This window comes from Streptomyces sp. NBC_01410 (assembly GCF_045040195.1).
Taxonomy (GTDB): domain Bacteria; phylum Actinomycetota; class Actinomycetes; order Streptomycetales; family Streptomycetaceae; genus Streptomyces.
Genome location: NZ_CP109530.1, coordinates 7,989,336 through 8,015,633 on the forward strand (window position 1 = coordinate 7,989,336; position 26,298 = coordinate 8,015,633).

Here is a 26,298-nt window from a genome sequence, read left to right on the forward strand (position 1 = left end):
CCAGGGATCCGTCAAGGCTCGTGCCTTTCGCGGCCGGAATTGGTACCGGGGCGGACCCTTGCCTTGTCGGTTCTGGAGAAGGCGAGGTGGATCATGAGCTACCCGCTTCGTGACCGCATCGCGCTGGCCGCTGCGCTGGCCGGGCCCTTCCTGGCGGCCCTGGTGCTGGTGCCCTTCCGCACGAGTCTGTCGAACACGAACCTGGCCCTGATCCTGGTCGTCGTCGTGGTGGCGGTCTCCGCCAATGGGAACGGCTTCGCCGGCGCGCTCACGGCGCTGTCGTCCGCGGCATGGTTCGACTTCTTCCTCACGCAGCCGTACCAGCAGTTCACCATCGATGACTCCAAGGACATCGAGACGGCCGTCCTCCTGCTGGCCGTGGGCCTGGCCGTGTCGCAGCTGGCCGCCCGCGCGCGGCGCCTGCAGGTGATCACCGTGACCGACGCCGGTCATCTCGCCCGGATCCACGACACCGCGCAGCTCGTCCAGGCCACCGCCTCGCCCGATGCCGTGGTCGACCAGGTCAGGCGGCAGCTCGTCGACGTACTCCAGCTGCGCGGATGCCGATTCGGGTACGGCAGCCTGCTCGGGCGTCCGCCGCGCCTGGAGCAGGACGGAGCCGTGGTCGTGGGGCGCAGCCGGTGGGACATCGACCGGTTTGGCTGGCCGGAGGGCGAGATCGAACTGAGAGCCGTCGGCAGCGGCCACTACGGCGGACGGTTCATGCTCCGGCCCACCCCCGGAGTGGTCCCCCCGCTGCGGGCACGGCTGGTGGCGGTGACCCTCGCCGACCATGCCGGGGCCGCACTCGACACCGCGGGTCCGGTTCTCGACCGGTGATCGCCCGGTGTCTTCGCAGGTCGGACGGGTCGGCGTAAGAGAGCCGTCAAGAGGGTGCTCATAGCCGTAAGAGAGCCGTCAACGGCGCTCATGTCTGGCCGGAATCAGGCTTTCCTCTAGACGTCCGCAACATTCCGAACCTCTTTCAGGAGCTCTCGATGGCCGACCTGGCCTTCGTCGTCACCACGATCGCGGTTTTCGCGCTGGTGGCGTTCATCGCCAAGGGGGTGGCAAAGCTGTGACTGCCGAGAACATCGTCGGCCTGGTCGTGGCCGTCGCCCTGCTGGGTTACCTCGTCGTCGCCCTTGTGTACCCGGAGAGGTTCTGAGCACAGATATGAGCCCCTTCCTCGCCGGTATGCTCCAGCTGCTCGCGCTCGTCGCGGCGCTGGCGCTCGCGTACCGTCCGCTCGGCGACTACATGGCCCGCGTCTACTCCTCGACCAAGCATCTGCGCGTCGAGAAGTGGATCTACAAGGCCATCGGCGCCAACCCCAACGCCGAGATGCGCTGGCCCGCCTACCTGCGCGGCGTCCTCGCCTTCTCTGCGGTCAGCGTCCTGTTCCTGTACCTGCTGCAGCGGATCCAGGGCAGCCTGCCCGGCTCGCTCGGCTTCTCCTCGATCGACCCGGACCAGGCGTTCAACACCGCCGCGTCCTTCGTGTCGAACACCAACTGGCAGTCGTACTACGGCGAGCAGGCCATGGGCCACGTCGTACAGACCGGCGGCCTCGCGGTGCAGAACTTCGTCTCCGCCGCGGTGGGTATCGCGGTGGCGGTGGCTCTTGTACGGGGTTTTGCCCGATCCCGCACCGGTGAGCTCGGCAACTTCTGGGCCGACATGGTCCGCGGCACCGTCCGCATCCTGATCCCGCTCTCCGTGATCGGCGCGATCGTGCTGGTCGCGTGCGGCGCGATCCAGAACTTCGCCGGCATCCACGAGGTCGGCCAGTTCATGGGCGGCTCGCAGCAGTGGAACGGTGGCGCGGTCGCCTCCCAGGAGGCGATCAAGGAGATCGGCACCAACGGTGGCGGTTACTTCAACGCCAACTCGGCCCACCCGTTCGAGAACCCCAACGCCTTCTCGAACCTGTTCGAGATCTTCCTGATCCTGCTGATCCCGTTCGCGCTGACCCGCACCTTCGGCAAGATGGTCGGCTCGATCAAGCAGGGTTACGCGATCCTCGCCACCATGGTCACCATCTGGGTCGGCTTCGTGCTGCTCATGATGTGGACGGAGTTCGCACACCACGGTCCGGCTTTCGAGGTCGCGGGCGGCGCTCTGGAGGGCAAGGAGACCCGCTTCGGCATCGGCGCCTCGTCGATCTTCTCGATCTCCACGACGCTCACCTCGACCGGCGCGGTGGACTCTTTCCACTCGTCGAACACTGGTCTGGGCGGTGGCCTCAACCTGCTGGGTATGCAGCTGGGCGAGATCGCTCCCGGTGGGGTCGGCTCCGGCCTCTACGGCATGCTGATCATGGCGATCATCGCGGTGTTCATCGCGGGCCTGATGGTGGGCCGTACGCCCGAGTACCTGGGCAAGAAGATCGGCACCCGAGAGATCAAGCTGGCGGCCTGCTACATCCTCATCACCCCGGCGCTGGTGCTCTGCTTCACCGCCGCGGCGATGGCGCTGCCGACCCCGGTGAACTCGCTGACCAACTCCGGTGCGCACGGCTTCTCCGAGATCCTTTACGCGTACACCTCGGCCGGCAACAACAACGGCTCCGCCTTCGCGGGCCTGAACGCGGACACGCAGTGGTTCAACACCACCCTCGGTCTGGCGATGCTGCTCGGCCGGTTCCTGCCGATGGTGTTCGTCCTGGCGCTGGCCGGCTCGCTCGCCGAGCAGAAGCCCGTCCCGGAGACCGCGGGCACCCTGCGTACCAACAAGCCGCTCTTCACCGGGCTGCTGGTCGGCACGATCCTGATCATCACTGGTCTGACCTACTTCCCGGCCCTGGCGTTGGGTCCGCTCGCCGAGGGGCTGGCGTCATGACCACCAACGTAAAGAAGCATGAGGAGCCCGGCTCCATGTCCACTGCCACTCCGACCCGGGCACCGCACAGCGATGTGCCCACCGGTCACAAGCACGACGCCGCCCGCGTCGGCGGGGGGCTGTTCGACCCCAAGCAGCTGATCAAGTCCTTCCCGGATGCCGTCAAGAAGCTCGACCCGCGCGTCATGATCAAGTCTCCGGTCATGTTCGTCGTCCTGGTCGGCTCCGTGCTGACCACGATCTTCGCGTTCAAGGACCCGACGGACTGGTTCGGCTGGGCGATCGCCGCCTGGCTCTGGCTGACCACCATCTTCGCCAACCTGGCGGAGGCGGTGGCCGAGGGCCGCGGCAAGGCTCAGGCCGACACCCTGCGCAAGGCCAAGACCGACACGGTGGCGCGCCGCCTGGCCGGCAAGGTCGAGGAGCGGGTGCCTGGCACCGAGCTGCGCATCGGCGATCTGGTGGTCTGCGAGGCCGGCGACATCATTCCCGGCGACGGTGACGTCGTCGAGGGCGTCGCGAGCGTCGACGAGTCGGCCATCACCGGCGAGTCGGCTCCCGTCATCCGTGAGTCCGGCGGTGACCGGTCCGCGGTCACCGGCGGTACGAAGGTGCTGTCCGACCGGATCGTCATCAAGATCACGACGAAGCCCGGCGAGACCTTCATCGACCGGATGATCAACCTGGTCGAGGGCGCTGCCCGTCAGAAGACGCCCAACGAGATCGCGCTCAACATCCTGCTCGCGTCCCTCACCATCGTCTTCCTGCTCGCGGTCGTCACCCTGCAGCCCTTCGCGAAGTACGCGGGCGCCGAGCAGTCGCTGATCGTGCTGACCGCTCTGCTGGTCTGCCTGATCCCGACCACCATCGGCGCCCTCCTCTCCGCGATCGGCATCGCGGGTATGGACCGGCTGGTGCAGCGCAACGTACTGGCGATGTCCGGACGCGCGGTCGAGGCGGCGGGCGATGTGTCGACGCTGCTGCTCGACAAGACGGGCACCATCACCCTGGGCAACCGGCAGGCCGCCGAGTTCGTCCCGGTCAAGGGCGTCACGGAGGCCGAGCTGGCGGATGCCGCCCAGCTGTCCTCGCTCGCCGACGAGACGCCCGAGGGGCGCTCCATCGTCGTCCTGGCGAAGGAGAAGTACGGCCTGCGCGAGCGCCACCAGGGCGAGCTCTCGCAGGCCGAGTGGGTGCCCTTCACCGCCCAGACCCGTATGTCCGGCGTCGACCTCTCCGAGAACGGCGAGGCTCGCAAGGTCCGCAAGGGCGCGACCGGCTCGGTGCTCGCCTGGGTGAAGGAGCGCGGCGGTCAGGTTGCCGACGACGCCGACCAGGCCGCGAACAAGATCTCCGAAGCGGGCGGTACGCCGCTGCTGGTCGCGGTCGAGGACGACAAGGGCGCTCGCGCGCTCGGTGTCATCCACCTCAAGGACGTCGTCAAGGAGGGCATGCGCGAGCGGTTCGACGAGCTGCGCCGCATGGGCATCAAGACCGTCATGATCACGGGTGACAACCCGCTGACCGCCAAGGCGATCGCGGAAGAGGCGGGCGTCGACGACTTCCTCGCCGAGGCCACTCCCGAGGACAAGATGGCGCTGATCAAGCGCGAGCAGGCCGGTGGAAAGCTCGTCGCGATGACCGGCGACGGCACCAACGACGCACCCGCGCTCGCTCAGGCGGACGTCGGCGTGGCCATGAACACCGGTACCTCGGCCGCCAAGGAGGCCGGGAACATGGTGGACCTGGACTCCAACCCGACCAAGCTGATCGAGATCGTCGAGATCGGCAAGCAACTCCTCATCACCCGGGGAGCGTTGACGACCTTCTCGATCGCCAACGACGTCGCGAAGTACTTCGCGATCATCCCGGCGATGTTCGCGGTGGTCTACCCGGGCCTGGACAAGCTCAACATCATGAACCTGGCCAGCCCGGAGTCGGCGATCCTGTCCGCGGTCATCTTCAACGCGCTGATCATCATCGCGCTGGTGCCGCTCGCCCTGAAGGGCGTGCAGTACCGGCCGACCAGCGCCGACAAGATGCTCCGCCGCAACATCGGGATCTACGGCCTGGGCGGCCTGATCGCCCCGTTCATCGGCATCAAGCTCATCGACCTGCTCATCTCCCTCATCCCTGGAATCGGCTGATTCACGATGAACAACTCCGTAGGAAACACCGCCCGGTTGATGTGGGCGGGGCTGCGCGCCCTCCTTGTCCTGACCGTCATCTGCGGCGTCATCTACCCGCTCGCCGTCACCGGGGTGGCGCAGGCCCTGTTCAACGACAAGGCCAATGGCTCCGAGATCAAGTCCGGCGGTAAGGTGGTCGGTTCGGAGCTGATCGGCCAGCGCTACGACCTGCCGAAGAAGGATCCGAACGACGCGGAGGAGGCGGCGGTCCCGGACCTGAAGTGGTTCCAGCCGCGCCCGTCCAACGGCCTCGGCACCAACAGCGTGAACACCCAGTACTCGCTGATCCTGTCCGGCGCGACCAACCGGTCCGGCGACAACGGCGTCGGCGTGGACGGCCGCTGCCCGACCGACCCGAAGGACGCGGAGGACGGCACCCTCTGCAAGTGGGTCGTCGAGGCCAAGGCCGCCGTCGTCAAGGACAACTCGGTGCCCGGCTACCAGGTCAGGCCGTCGGACGTGCCGGCCGACGCCGTCACCTCCTCCGGCTCCGGCCTCGACCCGGACATCTCCCCGGAGTACGCCAAGCTCCAGATCCACCGCGTCGCGGAGAAGAACCACCTCTCCGTCGCCCAGGTCGAGAAGCTCGTCGCGGACAACACCGACGGCCGGATCCTCGGCTTCATGGGAGAGCCGACGGTGAACGTCCTCAAGCTCAACATCGCGCTCAAGGCACTCACCGGGAAGTGATCGTCTTACGCCGGCGGGCGGGAGTCCGGGGCCCGGGGAGTCTCCTCGGGCCTTCGGCTCCCTCCCCAGTCCATGACGACATGCTCCTCGCGCACAACAGAAAGGCGGCACACCGATGACCCGGGTGCTGGTGGTGGAGGACGAGCCCCAGCTCGTACGGGCTCTCGAGATCAATCTCAAGGCACGCAAGTACGAGGTGGACTCCGCGCCCGACGGAGGGACGGCCCTTCGGCTGGCCGCCTCGCGCCACCCGGACGTCGTACTGCTGGATCTCGGCCTGCCCGACATGGACGGCATCGACGTGATCAAGGGCCTTCGCGGCTGGAGCCGGGTGCCGATCCTCGTGGTCTCCGCCCGGCGGACCTCCGACGAGAAGGTCGTGGCGCTCGACGCCGGCGCCGACGACTACATCACCAAGCCGTTCAGCATGGACGAACTGCTGGCCCGGCTTCGGGCCGCATCCCGCCGGACGTCGCCTGTGGCACCTTCCGGCGATTCGGTGATGGTCGCCACCGAGGACTTCACCGTCGACCTGCCGGCGAAGAAGGTCACGCGGGGCGGGCGCGACGTCCGCCTCACCCCGACCGAGTGGCACCTGCTGGAAGTACTGATCCACCATCGCGGGCGGCTCGTCAGCCAGAAGCAGCTGCTGCAGGAGGTGTGGGGCCCCACGTACGGCACGCAGGCCAACTATCTGCGTGTCTACATGGCACAGCTGAGGCGCAAACTCGAACCAGACCCTTCGCATCCCCGGTATCTCATCACCGCCCCCGGCATGGGCTACCGCTTCGAGATGTGATGCTCTCCGCGGGCCGACAAGGCCGCTGTGAACGCGGACCTGTAAGTCAGACCCTCGACTGCAAAGATCGGAACCATGGGACGCGGCAAGCTCCGGATCTACCTCGGCGCGGCACCCGGCGTCGGCAAGACGTACGCGATGCTCTCCGAGGCGCACCGCCGGATCGAACGGGGCACCGACTGTGTGGTCGCGTTCGTGGAACACCACAACCGGCCCCGCACCGAAGTGATGCTGCACGGCCTCGAGCAGATTCAGCGCCGCGAGATCGAATACCGCGACACGGTCTTCACCGAGATGGACGTCGACGCGGTGCTGGAGCGCCGCCCGGCCGTCGCGCTCGTGGACGAACTAGCCCACACCAATGTGCCGGGCTCCCGCAACGCCAAGCGCTGGAAGGACGTGGAAGAGCTGCTCCAGGCCGGTATCGACGTTGTCTCCACGGTCAACATCCAGCACCTCGAATCGCTCGGTGACGTGGTGGAGTCGATCACGGGCGTACGGCAGCGGGAGACCGTCCCCGACGAAGTCGTACGCCGCGCCGACCAGATAGAGCTGGTCGACATGTCGCCCCAGGCGCTGCGCCGCCGCATGGCCCACGGCAACATCTACAAGCCGGACAAGGTCGACGCTGCCCTGTCCAACTACTTCCGGCCCGGCAACCTCACCGCGCTGCGCGAGCTGGCGCTGCTCTGGACGGCCGACCGGGTGGACGAATACCTGCAGGAGTACCGCACCGAGCACCGGGTCTCCAAGATCTGGGGCTCCCGGGAACGCATCGTTGTCGGGCTCACCGGCGGACCCGAGGGCCGCACTCTCATCCGCCGCGCCGCCCGCCTCGCCGAGAAGGGCGCCGGAGGCGAGGTGCTGGCGGTCTACATCGCCCGCAGCGACGGGCTGACCTCCGCATCGCCCAAGGAACTCGCCGTCCAGCGAACGCTGGTCGAGGACCTCGGCGGCACCTTCCACCACGTCATAGGGGAGGACGTACCGAACGCCCTGCTGGACTTCGCGCGCGGGGTGAACGCCACCCAGATCGTGCTCGGTGTCAGCCGCCGCAGGACATGGCAGTACGCCTTCGGCCCCGGCGTCAGCGCCACCGTCGCCCGCGAATCGGGACCCGACCTCGACGTCCACATCGTCACCCACGAAGAGGCGGCCAAGGGCCGGGGCCTGCCCGTGGCCCGTGGCGCCCGCCTCGGCCGCGCCCGGATCATCTGGGGCTGGCTCGTCGGCGTCATCGGCCCCGTTCTGCTGACCCTCCTGCTCGACGGCATCGCCCCCGACGTCGGCCTTGCCAACGACATGCTGCTGTTCCTGACGCTGACGGTGGCCACGGCGCTGATCGGCGGGCTCCTACCGGCACTGGCCTCCGTCGCCTGGGGTTCGCTGCTGCTGAACTACTACTTCACGCCTCCGCTGCACAAGCTCACCATCGCGGACCCCAAGAACATCGTTGCCATCGTGATCTTCATCGCGGTGGCCGTCTCGGTCGCCTCCGTCGTGGACCTGGCCGCCCGCCGCACCCATCAGGCCGCCCGGCTGCGCGCCGAGTCCGAGATCCTCTCCTTCCTCGCGGGCAACGTGCTGCGCGGCGAGTCGAGCCTGGAATCGCTCCTGGAGCAGGTCCGCGAGACCTTCAACATGGAATCTGTGGCCCTGCTGGAGCGCGAGAGCGATGTCGAACCGTGGACTTGCACCGGCAGCGTCGGGACGACCCGTCCGCTCGCGCGCCCTGAGGACGCGGACGTCGACATGCCCGTCGGCGACCACATGGCGCTCGCACTATCTGGCCGGGTCCTGCCCGCCGAGGACCGCCGCGTGCTCTCCGCCTTCGCCGCCCAGGCGGCCGTCGTACTCGACCGCCAGCGCCTGCTCGGTCAGGCCGCGCAAGCCCGCGAACTCGCCGAGGGCAACCGCATCCGCACCGCCCTGCTCGCCGCCGTCAGCCATGACCTGCGTACACCGCTGGCCGGCATCAAGGCCGCCGTGTCCTCCCTCAGGTCCGACGACGTGGAGTGGTCCGAGGAGGACCGCGCCGAGCTCCTGCAAGGCATCGAGGAAGGCTCGGACCGGCTCGACCACCTCGTCGGCAACCTCCTCGACATGTCCCGCCTCCAGACCGGCACCGTCACCCCGCTCATCCGCGAGATCGACATCGACGAAGTCGTCCCGATGGCGCTCGGCGGCGTACCGGAGGACAGCGTCGTCCTCGACATCCCGGAGGACCTGCCGATGGTCGCGGTCGACCCGGGCCTGCTGGAGCGCACGGTCGCCAACATCGTCGAGAACGCCGTCAAGTACGCCCCCGGCGGCGAGGCCGTGGTGGTGTCGGCCAGCGCGATCGCCGACCGCGTGGAAGTCCGGGTGACGGACCGCGGCCCCGGCGTCCCGGATGAGGCGAAGGACCGTATCTTCGCGCCTTTCCAGCGCTACGGCGACGCCCCGCGCGGCGCCGGAGTCGGCCTCGGGTTGGCAGTCGCACGCGGCTTCGCCGAGGCGATCGGCGGCACGCTGACGGCGGAGGACACCCCCGGCGGCGGCATGACCATGGTCCTCACGCTGCCCGCCGCGGCCGTCCGTGCGAGGGTCCGTCCCGACCTCTCGGCCAAAGCCACGTCCTGAGTGGTTCCGTCCACGGCCGGTGAGTTCACCGGCAACGACCTGCCGTTCGTCATCGCCTCAGCCGACGTGGACGCGGGGCCGCCTCGACCGGTCGGGTTCGGCCTCGCGCAGGACCTCGCGAGTGACCGGGGCGACCTCGCCCTGGCCGAAGAGGAAGAAGCGGAGGAAGTTGGCGAAGGGGTTGCCCTCGGTCCATTCGAAGTACATGTGCGGGCGCTGCCCTGTGGCATCGCGTACGTACAGGAGCAGTGCGGCCAGTGCGTTGGGGATGGAGGAGCTCTCCAGGGTCAGGATGCGGTAGCGGTCGTGCAGCACCTCACCGCGTACGTTCAGACCGGCCTCGAACTCCGAGGGGTCGAGGACGGTTACCTCGACGAAGATGAAGTCGTCCTGGGCCGGGACGTCGTTGTCGGCCCGGATCTGGTTGATCTTGTCGCGGTACTCGGCGACATCGCGGCGGTCGGGCTCATTGGCGATGAACCGGATCCGGCGGTTGGCGATGTCGCGCACGAAGCGCTCGGCCATGTTGTCCAGAGCGACGTGCGTGACGCGCAGCTCGAAGGCGCGGGCGAGCCGGGACATCAGCGAGAGGATGATGATGCCCGCGATGAAGCAGGCGCCGATCTTCACACCGTCGGGCCGCTCGATGACGTTGACCACGGTGGTGTAGAGGAAGACCGCCGAGATCACGGCGAAGCCGATGGTCCAGTTGCGCTGGCCGGCGCGGCGGGCGGCGATGGTCACCGCGATTGCCGCGGAGCAGATCAGCACGAGCACGCCGGTGGCGTAGGCGCCGCCCTGGGCGTCGACGTCGGCGTCGAAGATCCAGGTGACGAGGAACGCCACGAGGATGAAGACGATCACCATGGGGCGTACGGCGCGCGCCCAGTGCGGGGCCATCCCGTAGCGGGGCAGGTAGCGCGGCATCAGGTTCAGCAGCCCGGCCATGGCGGAGGCACCGGCGAACCACAGGATGGCGATGGTCGCGACGTCGTAGACGGTGCCGAACCCGCCTCCGAGGTATTCGTGCGCCAGAAATGCGAGCGCGCGCCCGTTGGCCTCGCCGCCCGGCTCGAAGTCCTTCTCCGGGATGAGCAGGGTGGTGATGAAGCTCGTGGCGATCAGGAACACGCTCATGATCAGCGCGGCGGTGGTGAGCAGCTTCTTCGTGCCGCGGATACGCCCTGCGGGCTTCTCCTCGGTGTCGCCGGCCTCGCCCTCGACGTGCGGCATGACTGCCACGCCGGTCTCGAAGCCGGACAGACCGAGCGCCAGCTTGGGAAAGACCAGCAGCGACACTCCGACCATGGCCACCACGTTTCCGTGCTCGGCGGTCAGGGCGCTGGACCAGTCGGTGACCACGTGCGGGGCGGTGGCGACGTGCCACAGGCCCACGACCACGACGACCACGTTGAGTGCCAGGTACACGCCGACCAGGACGACGGCTACGCCGATGGCCTCCAGGAAGCCCTTGAGGAACACTGCACCCAGCAGGGCGACCAGGACCAGCGTGACGACCAACTGCTGTCCGTGCAGCAGGCTGGGCACATGCGGATTCTCCACCAGGTGGGTGGAAGCGTCCGCCGCCGACAGGGTGATGGTGATCAGGAAGTCGGTGGCCGCGAAGCCGAGCAGGGTCAGAACGAACAGTTTGCCCTTCCAGAACGACAGCAGGCGCTCCAGCATTGCGATCGAGCCCTCGCCGTGCGGGCTCTCCTCGGCCACGCGCCGGTACACCGGCAGCGCGCCCGCCAGAGTCACGATCACCAGCACGATCGTGGCCACCGGCGACAACAGCCCGGCCGCGAGCGCGGCGATGCCCGGCTGATAGCCGAGCGTGGAGAAGTAGTCGACGCCGGTCAGGCACATCACCCGCCACCACCGCTGCCCCTTGTGCTCGGGCTGCGTCTTGGCCTGAGTTCCCTGCTGGTGCCTGGCCATGTCGGACAGGCCCTCCAGCATCCATGCGCGCAGGCGCCGCCGTGGGGTGGAAGCGGATTCGGAAGCCGCAGGGGTGGGGGTGGCCACCTGGTACTCCTGTCGTAAGCAAAAGGACAGCCGTCAATGGGAACGCCCGGTCAGCGTACGCAACGTGGCCGCAAGTGTTTCGGCTGGTCAGGTTAGCTCGCGCACGCGCGGTCCCCGGATCGGGCCCCACCGTACGAGCGGGGGCAGGCCGGTCCTCCCAGCAGCGCTGCCGACACCGGCGCTGTCAGCTTTTCCGGTCACGGCACTATGAACTGATAGGCCCCCTCGCTACCCTCCGCGCATGATTTCCACGGTTGTCTGGGGTACCGGCAATGTCGGACGTGCGGCCATCCGTGCTGTGGATGCCCACCCGGCACTGAAACTCGCGGCCGTACTCGTCCACAACTCCGACAAGGTCGGCCGCGACGCGGGCGAACTCGGCGGGCTCACCCATGAGTTGGGGGTCGCGGCCACCGACGGCATCGACGAGGTCCTGGCCGCCGGTCCTGGCGCGGTGGTGTACGCGGCGTCCGGCGACATCCGCCCCGACGACGCCCTCGCGGACATCCTCCGAGCGGTCCGGGCAGGAGCCGTTGTCGTCACCCCGGCGATGTACGGGCTCTACGACCAGCGCAACGCTCCGCCGGAGCTGAGGGAACCGTTGCTGGCCGCCGTGGCGGACGGCGGCGGCTCGCTGTTCGTCTCCGGTGTCGATCCCGGCTGGGGCAATGACGTACTGCCGTTGCTCATCAGCGGGCTCGGCTCCACCGTGGACGTCATCCGCTGCCAGGAGATCTTCGACTACTCCACGTACGAGCAGGAAGACTCGGTCCGGTACCTGGTCGGGATGGGCCAGCCCATGGACTACGAGCCGATGATGCTCGCGCCGAGCATCCCGACCATGGTGTGGGGCGGGCAGATACGGCTGATGGCGAGGGCCCTCGGCGTCGAACTCGACGACATCCGCGAGACCTTGGACCGCCGCGCGCTCGAGAACACCGTGAGCACCAGGACGATGGGGGAGTTCGCGGCAGGCACCCAGGGCGCGGTGCGGTTCGAGGTGCAGGGCATCGTCGAGGGCGAACCGCGCATCGTCATCGAGCACGTGACCCGTATCCACCCTTCCTGCGCACCGGACTGGCCGACGCCGCCCGACGGCGCCGGGGCGCACCGGGTGATCATCGAGGGCCGCCCGCGCATCGAGGTCACGATCGAGGCGACCGACGAGGGCGAGAACCGGTCCGCGGGAGGCAACGCCACCGCGGTCGGCCGGCTGGTGAGCGCCATCGACTGGCTCGTGGACGCCGAACCCGGACTGTACGACGCGCTCGACGTCCCGCTGCGCCCCGCAGTCGGCAAACTCGGAAGGAGACAACGATGAACATCGACATCCCCGAGGGCCAGGAGCCGATCGGGTACGTGTGGGGCGAGATGGTCCCCGGCATAGGGCAGGCCGCCGCGAACTTCTCGCTCTCGGTGTACGAGCACACGACCCTGGGGCTGCGGGAGTTCGAGGCCGCGCGGCTGCGGATCGCCCAGATCAACGGGTGCCTGTTCTGCCTCGACTGGCGGACCGACCGGGACGGACAGAAGGTCGAGGACGAGTTCGCGGACGCGGTGACCCAGTGGCGTACGACGGAGGCTTTCGACGACCGCACCCGGCTGGCCGCTGAGTACGCCGAGCGGTACGCCCTGGATCACCACGGCCTCGACGAGGAGTTCTGGACGCGGATGACCGCGCATTACAGCCAGCGGGAGATCGTGGAGCTGAGCATGAGCATCGGCTCCTGGCTGGCGTTCGGCCGGCTCAATCATGTGCTGGGTCTCGACGCGGTGTGCGTACTGCCCGGGCACTGAGGCCGCGAACTCGCCGTCACCAGGAAGTCGTTACAGGTCGTTGGCGATGATCGTCTCGATGTTCCGTTCGGCGAGTGCCGTGATGGTCACGAACGGGTTGACGCTGGTGTTGCCGGGGATCAGCGAGCCGTCGATGACGTAAAGGCCCTGATAGCCGTGGAGGCGCCCGTAGTTGTCGGTGGCCTTGTTCAGCACCGCGCCGCCGAGGGGGTGGTACGTGAGGTGGTCGCCCCAGATCTTGTAGATGCCGAACAGGTCGGTCCGGTAGATCGTCCCTTCCCTCGCGTTGATCTTGTCGAAGATCGTCTTGGCCATGTCGATGGACGGCTGCTTCCAGGCGGTCTGCCAGTTCAGGTCGACCTTCCCCGTCGCGGGATTCCAGGAGAACTGGGCGCGGTTCGGGTTCTTGGTGATCGACAGATAGAACGAGGCGTAGGTCTCGATCCCGGTCGGCAGCGGCGCGATCTCGGCGAAGGCGCCGCCGGCGGCCCAGTTGTCGATGCCGGAACAGGGGATGGACGACTGGAGCTTGCCGGTCGGATCCCACAGGTGGTTGGCGCGGCCGCACATGACGTTGCCGTTGTCGCCCCAGCCCTTGCCGATCTCGCTGTTCAGGTTCGGCAGTAAGCCGGTGGCCTTCAGCTTGGTGAGCAGCTTGCTCGTGCCGACACTGCCGGCGGCGAAGAACACCGTGTCCGCGGTCACGGTCTTGGTGGCCGTGGTGTCTCCGGTGGTGTTGATCTCCTCGATGACGACCGTGTAGCCGCCGCCGGCGGCGGGAGCGACCGAAGTGACCTTGTGCAGCGGCGAGACGGTGACTCTGCCGGTCGCTCTGGCCTGGGCGAGATAGGTCTTCTCCAGCGACTTCTTGCCGTAGTTGTTGCCGTACAGGATCTCGCCGATCAGCGCTGATTTGGGGACGGTCCCGGCGGCCTCCTGCTTCATGTAGTCCCAGTCGTACACGTCGGGCACGAAGACGAACGGGAAGCCCGAACGCTGGGCGTGCTTACGGCCCACCCGGGCGTACTGGTAGCACTCGGCGGTCTCGAACCAGGCAGGGTCGACGACGCTGACCCCGAGCCCGGCGTTGGCGCGCGGGTAGTAGGTGCCGTACATCTCGTCGGGGTTCACCGAGGGCAGGACGGCGCCGAAGTTCTCGCGCCTGGGCGTTACCGCCATACCGCCGTTGACCAGCGAGCCGCCACCGACGCCGCGGCCCTGGTAGACGGTGATGCCGCCCATCTCCTCGGCGTCCAGGATCCCGGTGTAGCGGGGGATGTCCTTGTCGAGCGGGAAGCCGAGGAAGTTGCTGATGGGTTGTTTCGTTTTGGTGCGGAGCCAGTATGACCGTTTATCAGGTTTGGTCGTGTTGGCGAAGATCTTGCCGTCGGAACCCGGGCTGTCCCAGGACATCCCCATCTCGACCATGTGCACGTCGAGGCCGCCTTGGGCGAGCCGCAGAGCGGCGACGGACCCGCCGTATCCGGTACCGATCACGAGGACGGGGACGTGGGCTCCGGTGTCGATCGTGGCGGCCGTGGAGGCGGCCCGCGCCGGGGCTGCGGTGGCGTGACCAGCGAGGACTACGGCGCCCAGAATAGAACCGGTTCCAGCGATGAAACGGCGGCGCGAAACGTCGCTGGAACCCGTACGATGCACGGTAGTTTCACTCATGTGATGTTCCTCACTCTTTGACGAATGGGAACACGTTCTACTGCTGCCTGTGCATGAAGTCACTACATACCTTGAGGTAACTTGTGCTCGATCATGCAGATCGAGGGCCGCTCGCGACGCCGGGCAGGGTCATCGGCGGTGGCGCGGGGCGGACAGTGCGGCGATGAAGTCGTCCAGGGCCGCGAGGTTATGGGCGCTGACGACGGCGTCGCAGTAGGGCAGTGCTGCAGCCATGCCGGCCACGAGCGGCCGGTAGCGCGGACTTGCCGTGCGCGGGTTGACCCATACGACGCGGTAGGCGACCCGGGACAGCCGCGCCATGTGGGTGGCGAGGTCGGCGGGCGCGCCGGTGTCCCAGCCGTCGGAGATGATGGCGACCACGGCACCGTGCGCCATGCCGCGCCGGCCGAACCGCTCGTTGAACTCCGCCAGGCACTCGGCAATCCGGGTGCCCCCGGACCAGTCCGGGGCCGCCCGTCCGGCCCGTGTCAGGGCGTCGTCCGGCCCGGCCCGCCTCAGGGCGGGCGTGAGGCGTGTGAGCCGGGTGGCGAAAGTGAAGACCTCGGCGCGGGCGGCGCGGGCGGCACAGTAGAGCAGTTGCAGCATCGCACGGGCATAGGGCTCCATCGATCCGGAGATGTCGCAGAGCACGATGAGGTCGCGGGGGCGGGCGCGGGGCTCGAAGCGGAGTAGCCGCAACGGGTATCCGCCGGTGCGCCGACTGACGGAGAGGGTGCGGCGCACATCGATGCGAGCACCGTGGTGCGCGGTGCGGCGCCGGCGGGACGGCCGGGTCGGGGTGCGAAGCACAAGGGTGCGCATCACCTCGGAGAGCCGGGCCAGTTCCTCGGCGGACAGACCCGCGAAGTCGCGGTTGGCGAGACGGTCGAGCGGACTGGCGGCGAGGGGTACGGGAGCCTCCCGCGGCTGTGCGTCGGCTTCCGGGCCGTGTCCGTCCCCCGTGGCCTTCCGCGCGCCGGGGACGCGGCCGGGCACGGAGTCCGGGAGCGATCGGGCCGGGTCGCCGGGCTGCCCGCGCTGTGCTCCGCTGCGGTCGGCCGGGCCGCCGAAGACCTCGCGGAAGACCGCGTCGAACGGCTCGATCTGCTCGCGGTCGGACACCAGGGTGGCGAGCGCGCACTGCCGCAGCTCGCGCGTTGTCGAAGGTGCCAGCAGGGTGAGCGCCCGAGCGAAGCTCCGGGTACGGTCGGGGCCCACCGCGATCCCCGCGTTGTGCAGGGCGGCGGTGAACGAGGCTGCCAGTTCCGGCAGGTCAGGCATCGGAGCCCGCCTCCGCGTCGATCAGCTCCGCCAGTCCGGCCCGGCGCACGGCCTCCAGGTCCTCGGCGTACTTGAGTACCGCCCCCAGGGTGCGGTCGGCGGCGTCGGCGTCGAGAACGGAGAGCCCCAGCGCGTGCAGCGCGCCTGCCCAGTCGATCGCCTCGGCGATGCCGGGTGGCTTGGTGAGCTCCTGCCGAGCACGCAGGCGCGCCACTCCGCGCGCCACGCGCGCGGCCAGCCACTCGGCCGACTCAGGCACTCGTCTGCGGATGATCGCGGCAACTCGTGCGGTGTCCGGGTAGTCGATCCAGTGGTAGAGGCAGCGGCGCTTGAGCGCGTCGTGCAGATCCCGGGTGCGGTTGGAGGTCAGTACCGCCACCGGCGGCACCGCAGCCGTGCGGGTGCCGAGTTCGGGGATCGTGACCGCGGCATCGGCGAGCAGCTCCAGCAGGAACGCCTCGAATTCGTCATCGGCGCGGTCCACTTCGTCGATGAGCAGCACCGCCGGCCGCGGTCCCGGGTGGCAGATCGCGGCGAGCAGCGGCCGTGGCAGCAGGTAGTCCTCGGAGAACAGGTCGGCGTCCCGCAGGGGCTCCCCGCGGGACTCGGCCAGCCGGATGGCCAGTAGTTGCCGCGGATAGTTCCACTCATAGAGGGCCTCGGCCGAGGACAGTCCCTCGTAGCACTGCAGCCGGATCAGCGGGGTGTCGAGTACGGCGGCGAGCGCGCGGGCCGCTTCGGTCTTCCCGACGCCGGGCTCGCCCTCCAGCAGGATCGGCTGCCGCATGCGCACGGCCAGCAGCAGCGCCGTGGCCAGGGCGTCGTCGGCCAGGTAGCCGACGGAGTCCAGACGCGAACGCAGGGCGGGGACATCGGGGACGAGGGGGTCGACGTCAGGCATGCGCGTAACGGGAGGGGTCGTCGGCGAAGGCGTGCCGGCACTCCGGTCCGCAGAAGTACACCCTGCTGCCGGCCCGGTCCAGTGAGAGCGTGGCGGGCGTGATCGCCACACTCATGCCGCACACGGGATCCACGTCTTCGGCCACGGCGTGCGGCGGGGTGGAGTCGGCTCCCGGGCGCACGGCTCGGGCCGCCTGCGGCCGCAACGCGATGATCTCGGCGTACACCGACAGCGCGACCTCCGGCGGGGTCCGCGCGCCGATGTCCAGGCCGGCCGGGGTGTGGACGCACGCGCGTTGTTCCTCGGTGAGATCCAGCCCGGTGAGCACCGCCGTGCCGCGCTTCGGACTCGCCACCAGCCCGATGTACGGGATCCCGGCGCGTGCGGCCTCGGTCAGCACGGTCTCCTCGTCGCGGCCGTGCGTGGCGATGACAACGACGTCCAGATCGGGCGGCAGCGGCTCCCCGGGCGAGGCCGGCCGGGTGTCGAGGCCGAGCGCACGACCGACGTCGAGCAGAGCGCGGGCGATGGGGGCGTGTCCGTAGACGTACGCCAGCGTCGGGGGGAGGTTGGCCTCCAGGAAGATGTCGAGCGTCCCGCCCGACAGGCAGGGATTGGCCACCGTGACCAGGCCTTCGCCCGGCTCCAGCGCGCCTTCGATCCCGGTGTCCGCGGCGGGCGTGATCCGCAGCAGCAGCGACTCGCCGGTCTCCAGCACCCGCAGGCCCTGCAGTTGCACCGTCGTTTCGGCGCATGTGCCGCCCACGAAGCCCTCGACGGTGCCGTCGGGCAGCACCAGCGCGCTGTCCCCGGGCTTGGCGCTCGTGGGCCGCTCCGCGTGGACGACGGTGGCCAGGACGAACGGGGTCCGGCCGTGCCGGAGCACGTCCGCCCGGGTCAGCAGTTCGGTGTTCGTCATCGCGGTGGCCTCAGGTGATCGCCAGGTCGGTGCGCAGCGGCCGGCCCTGGGCGGCCCGCCACACCGCGGCGGGCGTCAGCGGCATGTCGACATGGCGTACGCCGAGCGGCTTCAGCGCGTCGACCACGGCGTTGACCACCGCGGGGGGCGAGCCCACCGTGGCGGACTCGCCGACGCCCTTGGCGCCGATGGGGTGGTGCGGCGAGGGGGTGACGGTCTCGCCGAGCTCCCAGGACGGGCACTCGACCGAGGTGGGCAGGAGATAGTCCATGAACGACCCGCCGAGGCAGTTGCCGTCCTCGTCGAAGGCGATCACCTGCATGAGCGCCATGCCGACGCCGTCGGCGAGTCCGCCGTGCACCTGACCCTCGACGATCATGGGGTTGATCCGGTTGCCGCAGTCGTCCACGGCGATGAACCGGCGGACCTTCACCTGGCCGGTGTCCGCGTCCACGTCGGTGACGCAGATGTATGCGCCGAAGGGGAAGGTGAGGTTCGGCGGGTTGTAGACGCAGGTCGCGTCCAACTGGCCCTCGACACCCTCGGGCAGCTCCAGGTTGGAGTGCGCCGCGAGGGCGATCTCGGCCATGGTCTTTCCCTTGTCGGGGTCTCCTGTGACGAACCAGCGGCCCTTTTCCCATTCCAGGTCGTCCGGGTTCACTTCGAGCATCGCCGAGGCGACGATCTTCGCGCGCTCGCGCACCTTGCGGGAGACCATCGCCGCCGCCGCTCCGGACACCGGTGTCGAGCGGGAGCCATAGGTGCCGAGCCCGAACGGGGTCTGGTCGGTGTCGCCGTGCACCACCTCGATGTCCTCGGGCGGGATGCCCAGCTCCTCGGCGACGATCTGGGCGAAGGTCGTCTCGTGGCCCTGGCCCTGGGACTGCACGGAGATCCGCAGCACCGCCTTGCCGGTCGGATGAACGCGCAGTTCGGCACCGTCGGCCATGCCCAGCCCGAGGATGTCCATGTGCTTGCGCGGGCCGGCGCCGACGGCCTCGGTGAAGAAGCTGACCCCGATGCCCATCAGCTCGCCGCGCTCGCGCTTCTCGGCCTGCTCCCTGCGCAGGTCGTCGTAGTGCGCGATGTCCATCGCCAGCCGCAGGGTCTTCGGGTAGTCGCCGGAGTCGTACTCCCACCCCGTCTGCGTCTTGTACGGGAACTGCCCGGGTCGCAGCAGGTTGCGCATCCGCAGTTCGGCCGGGTCCGAGCCGAGCTTGTCCGCGAGCAGGTCGACCATCCGCTCGACCAGGTACACGGCCTCGGTGACGCGGAACGAGCAGGCGTAGGCGACACCGCCGGGCGCCTTGTTGGTGTAGACACCCGTCACGGTGCAGTGCGCGGCGGCCAGGTCGTACGAGCCGGTGAAGACGCCGAAGAAGCCGGCGGGGAAGTTGGACGGCTGCGCGGTTGCGTTGAAGGCGCCGTGGTCGGCGATCACATGGACCCGAAGGGCCTGGATCTTCCCGTCCTTCGTCGCCGCGATCTCCCCGTGCATGTGGTAGTCGCGGGCGAAGGAGGTACTCATCAGGTTCTCCGAGCGGTCCTCCACCCACTTGACCGGCTTGCCGGTGACGATCGAACCGACGACCGCGCACACGTAACCGGGGTAGATGCCGACCTTGTTGCCGAAGCCGCCCCCGATGTCCGGGGAGATGATCCGGATCTTGTGCTCCGGGATGCCGGCCACCATGGCGTAGAGCGTGCGGTGTGCGTGCGGGGCCTGGGTGGTGGACCACACCGTCAGCTTTCCGGTGATGGCGTCCATGTCCGCCACGGTGCCGCAGGTCTCCAGCGGCGCCGGGTGCACCCGCGGGTACAGCATGTCCTGCTCCATCACGACGTCGGCGGCTGCAAAGACCTCGTCGGTGCGCTCCTTGTCGCCCGCCGCCCAGTCGAAGATGTGGTTGTCGGTCTGCTGGTCCTTGTCGTCGCGGATCACCGGCGCGTCCGGGTCGAGCGCCCGGCGGGCGTCGACGAGCGGCGGCAGCGGTTCGTATTCCACGTCGATCAGTTCGAGGGCGTCCCGGGCGGCGTAATGGTCCTCGGCGACGACGAAGGCGACCTCCTGCCCCTGGAAGCGCACCTTGTCGGTGGCGAGCACCGCCTGAGTGTCGTACGAGAGCGTGGGCATCCAGGCCAGCCCGAGACCGGCCAGGGTCTCCCCGGTGATCACGGCCTTGACCCTCGGGTGCGCCTCGGCGGCGCTGGTGTCGACGGACACGATCCGGGCGTGCGCCAGCGGGCTGCGCAGGACCGCGCCGTGCAGCATCCCGGGCAGCCGGACGTCGTCGACGTAGGTCCCGTGGCCGCGCACGAATCGCGCATCCTCCTTGCGGGGCATCCGCCCGAAGCCGACCGGCCGTTCCTCGGTGGTCGTCATGCCCGCACCTCCTCGCGGCCGGGCGCCGGCTCGGTGCCCGCGTCGGCGGTCTGCCCCCCGCTGCCGTGCTCGGCGGCCCAGCGGATGGAGCGCACGATGTTCTCGTAACCGGTGCAGCGGCACACTTGCCCGGAGATGGCCTTGCGGATGTCCTCCTCGGACGGATCCGCGTTGTGGTCGAGCAGCCAGCGGGCGGTCATCATCATCCCTGGCGTGCAGAAGCCGCACTGCAGCCCGTGGCAGGCGACGAATCCCTGCTGCACCGGGTCGAGTTCGGCCCCGTGCGCCAAATCCTCGACGGTTCGCACCTCGTGGCCGTCGGCCATCACCGCGAGCACGGTGCAGGACTTCACCGGCGTCCCGTCCAACCAGACGGCGCAGACCCCGCAGTTGGAGGTGTCGCAGCCCCAGTGGGTGCCGGTGAGCCCGAGTTCGTCGCGCAGGAAGTGCACGAGCAGCAGCCTGGGCTCCACGTCCCTCGTGTGCTGCTCGCCGTTCACGGTCACGGTGATCCGCATGTCACGCCTCCTGCCCCTTGGCGCGTGCGGCGGCGGTCCGCAGCGCTCGCGCAGTGAGCTCCTCGGCCAGATGCCGCTTGTAGTCGACCGGGCCGCGCTGGTCGGCTGTCGGCCTGCACTCCTGCGAGGCGATCCTGCCCGCCTCGGCGAAGCCCTCGTCGTCCGGCCGTCCGCCGCGCAGAAAGTCCTCGGCCCGTTCGGCCACGAACCGTGGGGCACCCACTGCCGTCAGCCCGATCCCGGCCTCGGTGATGACCCCGTCGGAGATCTCCAGCACCGCTCCTGCGGCGACGACCGCCCAGTCGCCTACCCGGCGCTCGACCTTGCGGTAGGCGCTGGCGTGCGAACGGATGGGCACTCTGATTTCCACCAGAAGCTCCGCTTCGTCCAGCGCGGTCTCGTACGGCCCGAGGAAGAACTCCCTGATCCCGATGGTGCGCCTGCCGCCGGGGCCCTGGGCGACAAGGGTCGCCCGCAATGCCGAGAACGCCGCGGACAGGTCCTCCGACGGATCGGCCTGGCACAGTGAGCCGCCCACGGTGCCGCGGTTGCGTACGAGCGGATCGGCGATGACCCGTTCCGCGTCCCGCAGGATGGGGAAGTGCTCGCCGACGACCGGCGAGGCGAGCAGCTCTGCGTGGCGGACCATCGCTCCGACGGACAATTCGTGCCCGTCCACCCGGATCAACGCCAGCTCGCTGAGGCCGTTGATATCGATCAGGGCTTCGGGCTGGGCCAGCCGCAGCTTCATCATCGGCAGCAGGCTGTGTCCGCCCGCCACCACCCGAGCCTCGGGGCCGTAGCGTGTGAGCAGCTCGATTGCCTGCTCGATGCTGGTTGCCGCCTCGTACTGGAATGCAGCTGGAACTTGCATCGGGCCCTCCTGGATTGTGCCCGCTGTGCAGTGATGCTGCGCTCTTCCTCACCGCCTATGCAATGGGTCGATAAGTATTCACTTATCCCTCTAAATGCGGGAAAATCGGATGGTGACCGTCACACAGCTCAGCACCTTCGTGCTGGTTGCCCGGCTCGGTTCGGTGGGCGCCGCCGCGCGGACTCTGAACGTGAGCGAGTCAGCGGTGTCGCAGGCGCTCACCGCGCTGCGCACCCACTTCGGCGATCCGCTCATTCGGCGTACCGGCGGTGGCGGGATGCGTCTGACGCCCGCGGGGGCGCGGCTGCTGCCGGTCGCGTCGCGGATGGTCGCGCTGAGCGCGGACGCCGAGGCGGCAGTGCGGGCGGCGCGGGGTGCGCCCGACGAGCTGCGGGTCGTCGCCACGAGCACGCTGGCCGAGTTCGTGCTCCCGTCGCTCGTCGAGGCCTTCGACGGCCGCTCGGGGCGCAGGACCGAGACCTCGTTCGGGGTGGCCGCCGGCAACGAGGTACGCGTGCTGGTGGAGAACCGGCTGGCCGACGTCGCGCTCGGGCCGCATCTTGGCGCCGTCCGCAGGGGCGAACTGCTCAGCGAGCCGCTGTTCCGTACCCAGCTGGTCGTGGTGACCGGAGCCAGGTCGCCGCGGCCGCCCGGTCCGCCGCCGCAGTGGTCATGGCTGGTCGATTCCTCCGGAACCGATCCGGACGCGGACTCCGGGCGGTTGCTGCGCCGGCTCGGTGTGGCCGAGGGGCACGTGTGGGTGTTCCCCAACCAGGCCGCGACCTGGGCGGCCGCCGCCGAAGGCACGGGGGTGGCGCCGGCGGTGGCCCATCTGGTGTCGCCCCGCATCCGGCGTGACGAGCTGCGCATTCTGGAGACCCCAGCCACGCCGTGGGACGCCACGTGGCATGCCACTGTCCTTCAGCCCGAGCACCGTTCCCCGGCCACCGACGCGTTCCTGCACTTCCTGCACACCCCCGCAGCGACCCGCATCATGCGCGCGCCCGGCGCGGGCGTCCCGCCCTCCCAGTTCCGGCCGCCGGTGTACGTCACGCTCTGGGGCGGATGAGAGAGGAATCAGCGCGGGGGACGTTCCTGGCCCGCGCGCCGCGGCCGGCCCAAACGCCGTCGTTACCGACTCACGCTCCCAGGAAGCGATCGCGGCAGCCCGAACCATGGGAGCACGCTGTTGTCGAACCGCGTGAAGGCGCAGATCCGGTCGCCGGTGAGGGTGAGGACGAAGAAGCCGGTTCCATGGCGGATGCCGGTGGAGGCGCGGAGGTACGCCCCGAACGCCGGCTGGCCATTGGCGCGCGTCGGCACGAGGTCGACCCTCCTGCCCGAGCGGAAGATGCCGCCGAAGAGACGGGCCACGACGTCGCGGCCCTCGTATTCGAGGGGAATCGGTGGCATGGAGACGAAGACGTCGTCGGTGAGCAAGGCGATAAGCGCCTCCAGATCCCCGGACTCGTAGGCGCGGACGAACTCTGCCACGAGCGCCTGCTCGGAGTCCCCGTCGGGGGCGGGAGCCGGTTCGCGTTCGTCGGTCGGCGGCTTCCTGCGCAGCCGGAAGTTCACCGTCGTCACGAGCGCCTGAACGCTCAAGGGCCCTGCCGTACACAGCGCAGGGCCCCTGATGGGGACGACCGTCACGGCGTGACGGGGACGTTGGTCAGGCCGCTCACCGCCCGGGTCACGGTGTTCGAGGCGTAGACGACATTGGGCCTGCCGGAACACCTCGACGTGGACGTGATCTTGATGGCGTACTCGCCGACGCCGCCGAGGTCCGAGGAGTTGCCCCGCCACACCGTTCCACAGCCGTTGGGGAACGACGGCGACGTGCCGGGGTTGTGCGTCTCGTAACCGTTGGCGAAGGTGCCGGGCGAGGTGAACGTCCCGGTGTTGTTCTCGATCAGATAGTCGACGCCCTTCACGTCGACCCATGAGTCCGCGGAGTTCTGGCCGGTGATGCCGCGTCCGTCGAAGGTGTTGCCCCGGACGATCCCGCCGAGGGTGCCCTCCTTGATGTCGATCCCCTCGGCGGCGACGTACGGGCCGATCCGGTTGTTCTCCACGAGGACACGGTCCGAGCGGTCCACGCCGCCGGAGTTGCCGTGGCAGGACCAGTTGGAATTGGCCGACCCGAGGTAGACGCCCTCGCCGTATCCGGGCTGCACCAGTCCGGTGAACTCGATGGCCGAGTTACGGATCACCCCGTCCGCGGAGGAGCGGCGGAAGTGCACTGCCTCCTCGTCCACGTGGTGCACAGCCAGCCCGTCCACCGTGACATGGTGCGAATTGTCGAGGACCACACCCTTCTTGGAGTCCTTCACGGTGAATCCGGTGAGCTTCCAGTGCGGCGCTCCGTACAGCCACAGCCCGTAGCCGGGGTCCCAGCCGGCCGTCGGCACCGGGCAGGACGGGGGGTCGCCGGACGGGCCGTCGTTGACGAGTACGGCGGTGCGCGGACCGGTGAGGGTGATCGGCAGGGTGGCCGTGCCGGGCCGCCGGGTCGCGAAGGCCCCGCGGTACTCGCCCGGAGCCAGCCGGATGGTCTGCCCCGGCGCGGCGGCGGCGAGGGCGCTCGTCAGCTGGGCGGACGTCGACACGTCGATCACAGGGCGCGGGGTCGGGGTGGGACTCGGCGTCGGCGTCGGCGTAGGACTCGGCGTACCGCCGGTGACGGACTTCAGGAAGAGCGAGGATCCGCTGTCCGTGCGGGTGGCGTCGACACCGTGGCCGCCCGAGTAGTCGAGTTGCTCCCGGCCCGCCCAGTCGGCGATCGGCGTGCCGCCCACGTCCAGGTGCCGCCAGGCCGTACCGCTCCAGCCGAACTGGTAGACGCGCTTCCTGTCCGCGTAGTACGGGGTGTACGCGGCTCCCGCGCTGACCTGCTTGATCATGGTGTTGTTGAAGAAGACGTTGCGGGGGCCGGAGGAGCCGGACCACTTGACCGCCTTCTTGCCCGCGCCCCACCAGATGGGGAACCAGGTGGAGTCGTCGGGTCCGTCTCCGCCCTCCTCCCCGCAGTTCGACCGGCAGTTGGCCGAGCGGTGCTCGTACGGCACGGTCACGGTGTTGAGCTCGAAGAGGTTGTTGCGTTCCCACCCGCCGTGCAGGTTGAGGTCGGAGTCGAAGTCGTTGCCGATGACGACGTTTCCGGACGCCGACCACTGGAAGGTGAAGTGCCGGAGATTGCGGGACGTGTTGCCCGCATAGAGGGAGTCCCAGACCCGGGAGCCGCGGAAGTAGCCGTTGCCGCCCTTGCCCTTGTTCCACGATCCGTCGAGCTGGTTGTCGACGATCTGCAGGTGGTACGCCTCCTCGGTGACGATCGGGTGGGAGCCCGTCATCTCCGTCCTGATGCCCCGGACCCAGGAGTTCGCGGCCCACTTGAAGACGATCCCGTGCATTTCCAGGGACGGCTCCATGTTGCCGTAGTTGAGCTTCGCCTCCTCCGGGTCCAGGCCCGGTATCTCCTGTGTGAGCGCGAAGTTCTCGAAGCCGACGCCGAGCACGGGGTCGACCAGAGGCGCGACTTTGGAGTCGTACACGGCGCCGTTGATCGCCGCGGATCCGTCCGAGGTGGAGCTGACCGGAACGTCGTACTCCAACGGCTTGTCCAGCGTCAGGGTGCGGTTCGCGGTGTCCACCGCGGCGACGGTGAAGATCTGCTGCCGCATATGGATGTTCTGCAGGGTGCCGTCGCCGGGCTTGATGCCCTGCTGGGCGTAGAACTTGAGGGAGTTGGCACCGCGGATGTTGACCAGCCCGCCGACGGCGACGTTACTCAGCGAGCCGCTGGTGGCCAGGTGGACGACGGTGTCACCGGCGCGGGCGGCGAAGGCCGTGTCGCCGGTTCTGCCGCGCAGCTTGAGGCCTGACTTCCAGTGCACGTTGACCGTGCCCTCGAAGAGATCCTTGCGGTTGGCGGGCGCCGCCGCGTACTCGGAGGCGTAACTGGAATGCACGCCACGCGACTGCACCCGGAACAGCCCGCGCCCCGGCCAGATCCAGCCGCCCTTGGCGGAGCCGGAGGTCATACCGTCCTCGTCCCAGTCCGAGCCGTCCGGAGTGAGGGCGTCGTAGCGGGTGTTGGCGTCGGGCCGGAAGACGATCCGGGTGCCGCGCGCGCCGCTGCCCGCGCCGCTGCCCGCACCGCGCAGCGTCAGATAGTCGGCGTCCACCGCGATCTGGCGCGACACACGCAGCGTGCCCGCAGGCATCCTGATCAAAGAGAGCTTGGTGTATCCGGCGGCGGGGGAGCAGGCGGTGCGGATGTGGTCGATCGCCGACTGGAGGCCGGCCGAGTCGTCGGCGCTGTCGTTGGGCTTCACGCCGTACTGGGTGGCCAGTTCGGCCTCGGTGATCTGGCAGGCGGGTGCGGGGTTGGTCTGTGCGGGACCCGGCAGGTTCTCGCCGCCCCGGTAGCCGGCCCTGGACCAGTCGTGCAGACCGGCGATCGGTGCCCGGCGGTTGGCCTTGGACAGATCCAGCGGGCTGAACGCGGCAGCGGTCTGCTTCGGGGCATCGGCGACCGCGGATACAGCGCCTTGGGCGCCGATCGTCGCAACTGTGCCTAATAGTAAGGCTGTTGCGCTGCCGAGTGCGACGGCGGTTCTGGTGCTCGCGGACAAGACGGACCTCCTGATCGCGGGGGAGACGTCGTCCACATATGTGGACGCAATCCGTGTCCGTGATTGTCGTGCACCTTGGGGATTCCTTCCAGACCCTGCGGTACATCAAGTGAGGAAAGTTTCCTCTTGCTCGATTTTGTGTCCG

The 26,298-nt window shown here is 69.0% G+C and carries 20 protein-coding genes; 10 read left to right on the forward strand and 10 right to left on the reverse strand.

Annotated elements, in window-relative coordinates; genetic code table 11:
* The first annotated feature begins 93 nt into the window (after positions 1 to 93).
* The 7 genes from OG741_RS36305 (at position 94) to OG741_RS36335 (ending at position 9,141) form a co-directional block, all read left to right on the forward strand.
* Complete coding sequence (locus tag OG741_RS36305) at positions 94 to 840, forward strand: DUF4118 domain-containing protein (RefSeq protein ID WP_405604868.1); 747 nt, start codon at positions 94 to 96, stop codon at positions 838 to 840.
* A 238-nt stretch (positions 841 to 1,078) separates the two neighbouring features.
* Positions 1,079 to 1,168, forward strand: coding sequence for a K(+)-transporting ATPase subunit F (gene kdpF / locus OG741_RS36310; RefSeq protein ID WP_328666081.1), 90 nt, complete (start codon positions 1,079 to 1,081; stop codon positions 1,166 to 1,168).
* An 8-nt stretch (positions 1,169 to 1,176) separates the two neighbouring features.
* Positions 1,177 to 2,841, forward strand: coding sequence for a potassium-transporting ATPase subunit KdpA (gene kdpA / locus OG741_RS36315; protein WP_405604871.1), 1,665 nt, complete (start codon positions 1,177 to 1,179; stop codon positions 2,839 to 2,841).
* Positions 2,838 to 4,988 (forward strand): potassium-transporting ATPase subunit KdpB, encoded by a 2,151-nt coding sequence (gene kdpB, locus OG741_RS36320; protein ID WP_405604873.1) that lies wholly within the window; start codon positions 2,838 to 2,840, stop codon positions 4,986 to 4,988. Before kdpA ends, kdpB begins: the two co-directional genes overlap by 4 nt.
* Positions 4,989 to 4,994: 6 nt before the next feature.
* On the forward strand, positions 4,995 to 5,720 hold the full coding sequence (locus tag OG741_RS36325; RefSeq protein ID WP_405604875.1) for a potassium-transporting ATPase subunit C: 726 nt from the start codon (positions 4,995 to 4,997) through the stop codon (positions 5,718 to 5,720).
* Between the two features lie 115 nt (positions 5,721 to 5,835).
* The gene (locus OG741_RS36330) at positions 5,836 to 6,519 is read left to right on the forward strand and encodes a response regulator (RefSeq protein WP_405604877.1); all 684 of its coding nucleotides are present in this window, start codon (positions 5,836 to 5,838) and stop codon (positions 6,517 to 6,519) included.
* 75 nt (positions 6,520 to 6,594) lie between these two features.
* Positions 6,595 to 9,141 carry an ATP-binding protein gene (locus OG741_RS36335; RefSeq protein ID WP_405604879.1) on the forward strand — a complete coding sequence of 849 codons (2,547 nt, stop codon included), beginning with the start codon at positions 6,595 to 6,597 and terminating at the stop codon, positions 9,139 to 9,141.
* Between the two features lie 57 nt (positions 9,142 to 9,198).
* Here the strand turns inward: OG741_RS36335 and OG741_RS36340 are convergent, their stop codons facing one another.
* Positions 9,199 to 11,103, reverse strand: coding sequence for an amino acid transporter (locus OG741_RS36340; protein ID WP_405605966.1), 1,905 nt, complete (start codon positions 11,101 to 11,103; stop codon positions 9,199 to 9,201).
* Positions 11,104 to 11,410: 307 nt separating this feature from the next.
* Between OG741_RS36340 and OG741_RS36345 the strand changes: the two genes are divergently transcribed.
* Both OG741_RS36345 and OG741_RS36350 read left to right on the forward strand, forming a co-directional pair.
* Positions 11,411 to 12,490: a dihydrodipicolinate reductase gene (locus tag OG741_RS36345; RefSeq protein WP_405604881.1), complete on the forward strand. Its 1,080-nt coding sequence runs from the start codon at positions 11,411 to 11,413 to the stop codon at positions 12,488 to 12,490.
* Positions 12,487 to 12,966, forward strand: a complete 480-nt coding sequence (locus OG741_RS36350) for a carboxymuconolactone decarboxylase family protein (RefSeq protein ID WP_405604883.1) — start codon at positions 12,487 to 12,489, stop codon at positions 12,964 to 12,966. Before OG741_RS36345 ends, OG741_RS36350 begins: the two co-directional genes overlap by 4 nt.
* Before the next feature lie 30 nt (positions 12,967 to 12,996).
* On the opposite strand, the gene OG741_RS36355 is transcribed toward OG741_RS36350, so the two are convergent.
* The 7 genes from OG741_RS36355 to OG741_RS36385 form a co-directional block, all read right to left on the reverse strand.
* Positions 12,997 to 14,640 carry a GMC oxidoreductase gene (locus OG741_RS36355; RefSeq protein ID WP_405604885.1) on the reverse strand — a complete coding sequence of 548 codons (1,644 nt, stop codon included), beginning with the start codon at positions 14,638 to 14,640 and terminating at the stop codon, positions 12,997 to 12,999.
* A 129-nt stretch (positions 14,641 to 14,769) separates the two neighbouring features.
* Entirely contained in the window at positions 14,770 to 15,921 is a 1,152-nt protein-coding gene (locus tag OG741_RS36360) for a vWA domain-containing protein (RefSeq protein WP_405604887.1), read from the reverse strand.
* The gene (locus OG741_RS36365; RefSeq protein ID WP_405604889.1) at positions 15,914 to 16,822 is read right to left on the reverse strand and encodes an AAA family ATPase; all 909 of its coding nucleotides are present in this window, start codon (positions 16,820 to 16,822) and stop codon (positions 15,914 to 15,916) included. Before OG741_RS36365 ends, OG741_RS36360 begins: the two co-directional genes overlap by 8 nt.
* Entirely contained in the window at positions 16,815 to 17,741 is a 927-nt protein-coding gene (locus OG741_RS36370; protein ID WP_405604891.1) for an XdhC family protein, read from the reverse strand. Before OG741_RS36370 ends, OG741_RS36365 begins: the two co-directional genes overlap by 8 nt.
* Before the next feature lie 10 nt (positions 17,742 to 17,751).
* Positions 17,752 to 20,124 (reverse strand): aerobic carbon-monoxide dehydrogenase large subunit, encoded by a 2,373-nt coding sequence (locus OG741_RS36375; RefSeq protein ID WP_405604893.1) that lies wholly within the window; start codon positions 20,122 to 20,124, stop codon positions 17,752 to 17,754.
* Entirely contained in the window at positions 20,121 to 20,642 is a 522-nt protein-coding gene (locus OG741_RS36380; RefSeq protein WP_405604895.1) for a (2Fe-2S)-binding protein, read from the reverse strand. The genes OG741_RS36375 and OG741_RS36380 overlap by 4 nt, the downstream gene beginning before the upstream one ends.
* A gap of 1 nt (position 20,643) precedes the next feature.
* Positions 20,644 to 21,516: an FAD binding domain-containing protein gene (locus OG741_RS36385; protein WP_405604897.1), complete on the reverse strand. Its 873-nt coding sequence runs from the start codon at positions 21,514 to 21,516 to the stop codon at positions 20,644 to 20,646.
* 109 nt (positions 21,517 to 21,625) lie between these two features.
* Between OG741_RS36385 and OG741_RS36390 the strand changes: the two genes are divergently transcribed.
* Positions 21,626 to 22,585: a LysR family transcriptional regulator gene (locus tag OG741_RS36390; protein WP_405604899.1), complete on the forward strand. Its 960-nt coding sequence runs from the start codon at positions 21,626 to 21,628 to the stop codon at positions 22,583 to 22,585.
* 62 nt (positions 22,586 to 22,647) lie between these two features.
* Here OG741_RS36390 and OG741_RS36395 read toward each other — a convergent pair whose 3' ends face one another.
* Both OG741_RS36395 and OG741_RS36400 read right to left on the reverse strand, forming a co-directional pair.
* Positions 22,648 to 23,121, reverse strand: a complete 474-nt coding sequence (locus OG741_RS36395) for a nuclear transport factor 2 family protein (protein WP_405604901.1) — start codon at positions 23,119 to 23,121, stop codon at positions 22,648 to 22,650.
* 44 nt (positions 23,122 to 23,165) lie between these two features.
* Entirely contained in the window at positions 23,166 to 26,153 is a 2,988-nt protein-coding gene (locus OG741_RS36400; RefSeq protein ID WP_405604903.1) for a right-handed parallel beta-helix repeat-containing protein, read from the reverse strand.
* Positions 26,154 to 26,298 lie beyond the last annotated feature (145 nt).